The organism is Stenotrophomonas sp. 278 (assembly GCF_003935715.1).
GTDB classification, from domain to species: domain Bacteria; phylum Pseudomonadota; class Gammaproteobacteria; order Xanthomonadales; family Xanthomonadaceae; genus Stenotrophomonas; species Stenotrophomonas maltophilia_AH.
Window position 1 is genome coordinate 1 of record NZ_RHPP01000226.1, and the last position, 3,930, is coordinate 3,930.

Consider the following 3,930-nt stretch of genomic DNA (forward strand, 5'->3'; position numbering starts at 1 on the left):
GGGCAGGAGCAGGCTTGGCCGCGGCCTTGGCCGGGACAGACTTGGCCGGTGCCGGCGGTGCCGGCTTCGGTGCGGACTTCACTACAGGTGCTGCGACCGGCTTGGCGGCCGGCTTGGATGCAACGGGCTTGCTGGCAGGCTTGGCCGGTGCCGGCTTGGCCGCTGCCTTTTTGACCGGCGCGGGCTTGGCCGCCGGCTTTACGGGTACTTTGGCGGTCTTGGCCGGAGCGGCCGCCTTCTTTGCCGGAGCCTTGGCGACCGGCTTGGGCGCAGCCTTCTTCGCCACGACCGGCTTGGTGGCCGGCTTCTTGACCGGTGCCTTGGCAGCGGACTTCGCCGGAGCCGCCTTCTTGGCGGACTTGGCCGGAGCGGCCACCTTCTTTGCCGGAGCCTTCGGAGCCGGCTTGGCAGCCGCCTTCTTGGCCACGACCGGCTTGGTCGCCGGCTTCTTGGCAACGGACTTGGCCGCCTTCTTTGCTACAGGCTTGGCGGTTTTCTTGGCGGCCTGGACGGCCTTCTTTGCAGTTTTTTTAGCAGCCACGAAACGCTCTTCCTTGGTTTCCCCCGGGGCCCGGGAAAGCGGGCCTTTATAGCCTACCCGACCCGCAGCAGCAACCACGTGACGGACTCCGTTCATGCGCGGAGCCGCCTGCGGTGACATCGGGCCCCGGATGGGGGTGGACCGACGTGCGCAGTTCGGTACCTGACCCGGCACCTTCGGTACCGGGGCGGCCCGCCGCACACCGGGCGCGGACGGGACCAACAGCCCATCCTGCGACAAATGCGGCCTTCATGCCAACTGCTCTAAGATGGTCAGGTGATCTCACGTCTGCTCATCGCCCTGCTCCGCTTCTACAAGCGCTTCATCAGCCCGCTGCTGGGACCGCGCTGCCGCTTCATGCCCAGCTGTTCTGAATACGCCATGCAGGCCATTGCCGTGCACGGCCCCGCGCGCGGCAGCTGGCTGGCCGCAAAGCGCCTGGGGCGCTGCCATCCCTTCCATCCCGGCGGTATCGACGAGGTGCCCCCGCGCACTGATCGCGCCGCCTGCCGCTGCACAGGAAACCACTGAAATGTCTTCCACGCTCATCGTCAACGCCCGTCTCGTCAACGAAGGCACCATCACCCAGGGCGACCTGCGCATCGAGAACGGCCGCATCGCGCAGATCGGCTCGGGGCTGGAAGCGCGCCCCAGCGAGACCGTGGTCGATGCCGCCGGCCGCTGGCTGCTGCCCGGCATGATTGATGACCAGGTGCACTTCCGCGAACCCGGCCTGACCCACAAGGGCGACATCGCCACCGAATCTGCGGCAGCCGTGGCCGGTGGCCTGACCAGCTTCATGGACATGCCCAACACCAACCCGCCGACGTTGAATGCCGCTGCGCTGCAGGCCAAGTACGATGCCGCTGCCGGTCGTGCCCGTGCGAACTACGGCTTCTACATGGGAGCCAGCAACGACAACCTCGCCGACATCCAGATTCTGGATCCCAAGACCGCACCGGGCATCAAGGTGTTCATGGGCGCTTCCACCGGCAACATGCTGGTCGACAACCCGGACACCCTGGACGCGATCTTCCGCGACGCCCCCACCCCGATCATCACCCACTGCGAAGACACGCCGATGATCGATGCCAAGGCCAGGGAGTACGCCGAAAAATACGGCGATGCGCTCAGCGCCGAACAGCATCCGGACATCCGCTCGCGCGAGGCCTGCCTGAAGTCCTCGCAGCTGGCGGTGTCGCTGGCGAAGAAGCACGGCACGCGCCTGCACGTGCTGCATATTTCCACTGCTGATGAACTGGCCCTGTTCGAAAAAGGCCCGTTGATCCGCGCCGATGGCAGCCGCAAGCAGATCACGGCGGAAACCTGCATCCACTTCCTGCGTTTCGACCGCACCGATTACGCCCGCCTGGGCAATCTGATCAAGTGCAACCCGGCCATCAAGGAAGTCAGCGACCGCGAGGCGCTGACCCAGGCCGTGGCCGACAACGTCATTGACGTGCTGGCCACCGACCATGCGCCGCACACCTGGGAAGAGAAGCAGAAGCCGTACGCGCAGGCACCGTCGGGCCTGCCGCTGGTGCAGTACGCACTGGTGGCTGCACTGGAACTCGTGCACGAAGGCAAGCTGAGCATCGAACAGGTAGTGCAGAAGTTCGCCCACGCGCCGGCGCAGCTGTTTGACGTCAGCCAGCGCGGCTACCTGCGCGAAGGCTACTTCGCCGACCTGGTGCTGGTGGAGGACGTGCCGTTCACGGTGAAGCGCGAAGACATCCTCTCCAAATGTGGCTGGTCGCCGTTCGAAGGCATGACCTTCCGTTCGCGCATCGCCTCGACCTGGGTCAACGGTGAACTGGCCTGGGACGGCGCGGCCCTGGTGGGCGCGCCGAACGGCCAGCGCCTGAGCTACGACCGCTGATGCGGGCATGGGTGATGGGGCTGGGCCTGCTGGCCCTTGCCCCGGTGGCGGCGACCGCGCTGCTGCCCTCTCCCGCGCTGGCCCAGGCCGACACCCGCGTGGTGTTTCCGGCCAGCGCTTCGCAGGGCGCGATGGTGATCGGCAAGGTGCCGCCGGGCAGCACCGTGACGTACGCCGGCCGCACGCTGCGGGTGAGCGGGTACGGCAGCGTGGTGTTCGGCATTGGACGCGACGAAAAGGGCCCGTTGCAGGTTGCGGTGCAGCGCCCGGATGGCAGTACGGAAACGGCGCGGATTGCCGTGACACTACGCGACTGGCCGGTCGAGCGCGTCAACGGCGTGCCACCGAAAACGGTGAATCCACCGCCGGCGATTGCCGAGCGGATCAAGCGTGAGCAGGCACAGGTGACCGCCGCGCGGGCCCGCGATGACAATCGCGCCGACTTCGCGCAGGCTTTCATCTGGCCGGTGCAGGGACGGATCAGCGGGCGTTTCGGCAATGCACGGGTGTACAACGGCCAACCCGGCTCAGGTCATTCGGGCATGGATATCGCAGTGCCGACCGGTACGCCGGTGAAGGCTCCGGCGGCAGGTGTGGTCACCTTTGCCGGCCCGGATCTTTACCTGACCGGCGGCACGTTGCTGCTGGACCATGGGTTTGGCATCAGCTCGAACTTCCTGCACCTGTCGCGGATCGACGTGAAGGTTGGCGATCGGGTGGAACAGGGTCAGGTGATTGCTGCGGTGGGTGCCACCGGGCGGGCGACCGGGCCGCATCTGCATTGGGGCATGAACTGGTTTGATACGCGGATTGATCCGCTGCTGGTGCTCGAAAGAACGCCGTAGAGCCACGCCCTGCGTGGCTGCGATCCGGTCTGACACCGCGACGCCACGCAGGGCGAATTTACGTGCACAGGATCATGGCGTTGACACGCATGGCGTGTCACTACGATCCATGGTCGCCCGGGTTTGGTGGTCGCGCGGGGGTTCGGTTCATCCGGGGACCTGTAGGGACGCGCCATGCGCGTCCAACGGGATGTCACCCGCGCCCGGCCCACCAGGTGCGCAACAACGTCCGCAACGGCGTGGCCTGCGGCACGCGGCCTTCGGCAAACGCCTGCAGCCGCGTGCGTGCCAATGACGCATACATGCGGCGCGGGCGCGGACCGGCCACCCGAGCCGGCCACGACTGCAGCAGCTGCGCGGCATAACGCAGCGGCGCATTGCCATCATCCTGCGCCAGTAGCGAACGCGGCACCGCCGCCACGCCGGCTTCCTGCAGCCGCTGGCTCAAGGTCTGCAACAGCACCGGCGTGGCCACATCGCCCCGCGCCGGCGTGTCAAACATCACCGCTTCCACGGCGGCCACGGCGGCGGCATAGGCCTTCAACGCCTGCTGTGCCTGCGCGGCATCCACCGGTACCGCACGCGCTTCCACCAGGTCCGGCAGCGTATGCGCCAGCTCGGCCCACGGGGCGCGCACCGGTTCCAGCAGACGGCCCAGCGGGTGC

General features: G+C 67.2%; 4 protein-coding genes and 1 pseudogene. 4 read left to right on the plus strand and 1 reads right to left on the minus strand.

Translation table 11 applies throughout. The features are described from left to right. The 4 genes and pseudogenes from EGJ34_RS22815 to EGJ34_RS20840 form a co-directional block, all read left to right on the plus strand. Positions 1-600: pseudogene (locus EGJ34_RS22815) on the plus strand (hypothetical protein); the annotation flags it as partial. A 217-nt stretch (positions 601-817) separates the two neighbouring features. Further along, on the plus strand, positions 818-1,072 hold the full coding sequence (gene yidD / locus EGJ34_RS20830; RefSeq protein ID WP_125362322.1) for a membrane protein insertion efficiency factor YidD: 255 nt from the start codon (positions 818-820) through the stop codon (positions 1,070-1,072). Position 1,073: 1 nt separating this feature from the next. Further along, positions 1,074-2,420 carry a dihydroorotase gene (locus EGJ34_RS20835; RefSeq protein WP_125362323.1) on the plus strand — a complete coding sequence of 449 codons (1,347 nt, stop codon included), beginning with the start codon at positions 1,074-1,076 and terminating at the stop codon, positions 2,418-2,420. Further along, positions 2,420-3,265 (plus strand): M23 family metallopeptidase, encoded by an 846-nt coding sequence (locus EGJ34_RS20840; protein WP_185750281.1) that lies wholly within the window; start codon positions 2,420-2,422, stop codon positions 3,263-3,265. Before EGJ34_RS20835 ends, EGJ34_RS20840 begins: the two co-directional genes overlap by 1 nt. Positions 3,266-3,458: 193 nt before the next feature. Here the strand turns inward: EGJ34_RS20840 and EGJ34_RS20845 are convergent. Further along, a partial coding sequence (locus EGJ34_RS20845) for a phytoene/squalene synthase family protein (RefSeq protein WP_125362325.1) occupies positions 3,459-3,930 on the minus strand: 472 nt, incomplete at its 5' end.

Coding starts and splice junctions, on each gene's coding strand:
- EGJ34_RS20840 (WP_185750281.1), top strand. CDS start 2,420: ATGCGGGCATGGGTGATGGGGCTGGGCCTGCTGGCCCTTGCCCCGGTG.
- EGJ34_RS20835 (WP_125362323.1), top strand. CDS start 1,074: ATGTCTTCCACGCTCATCGTCAACGCCCGTCTCGTCAACGAAGGCACC.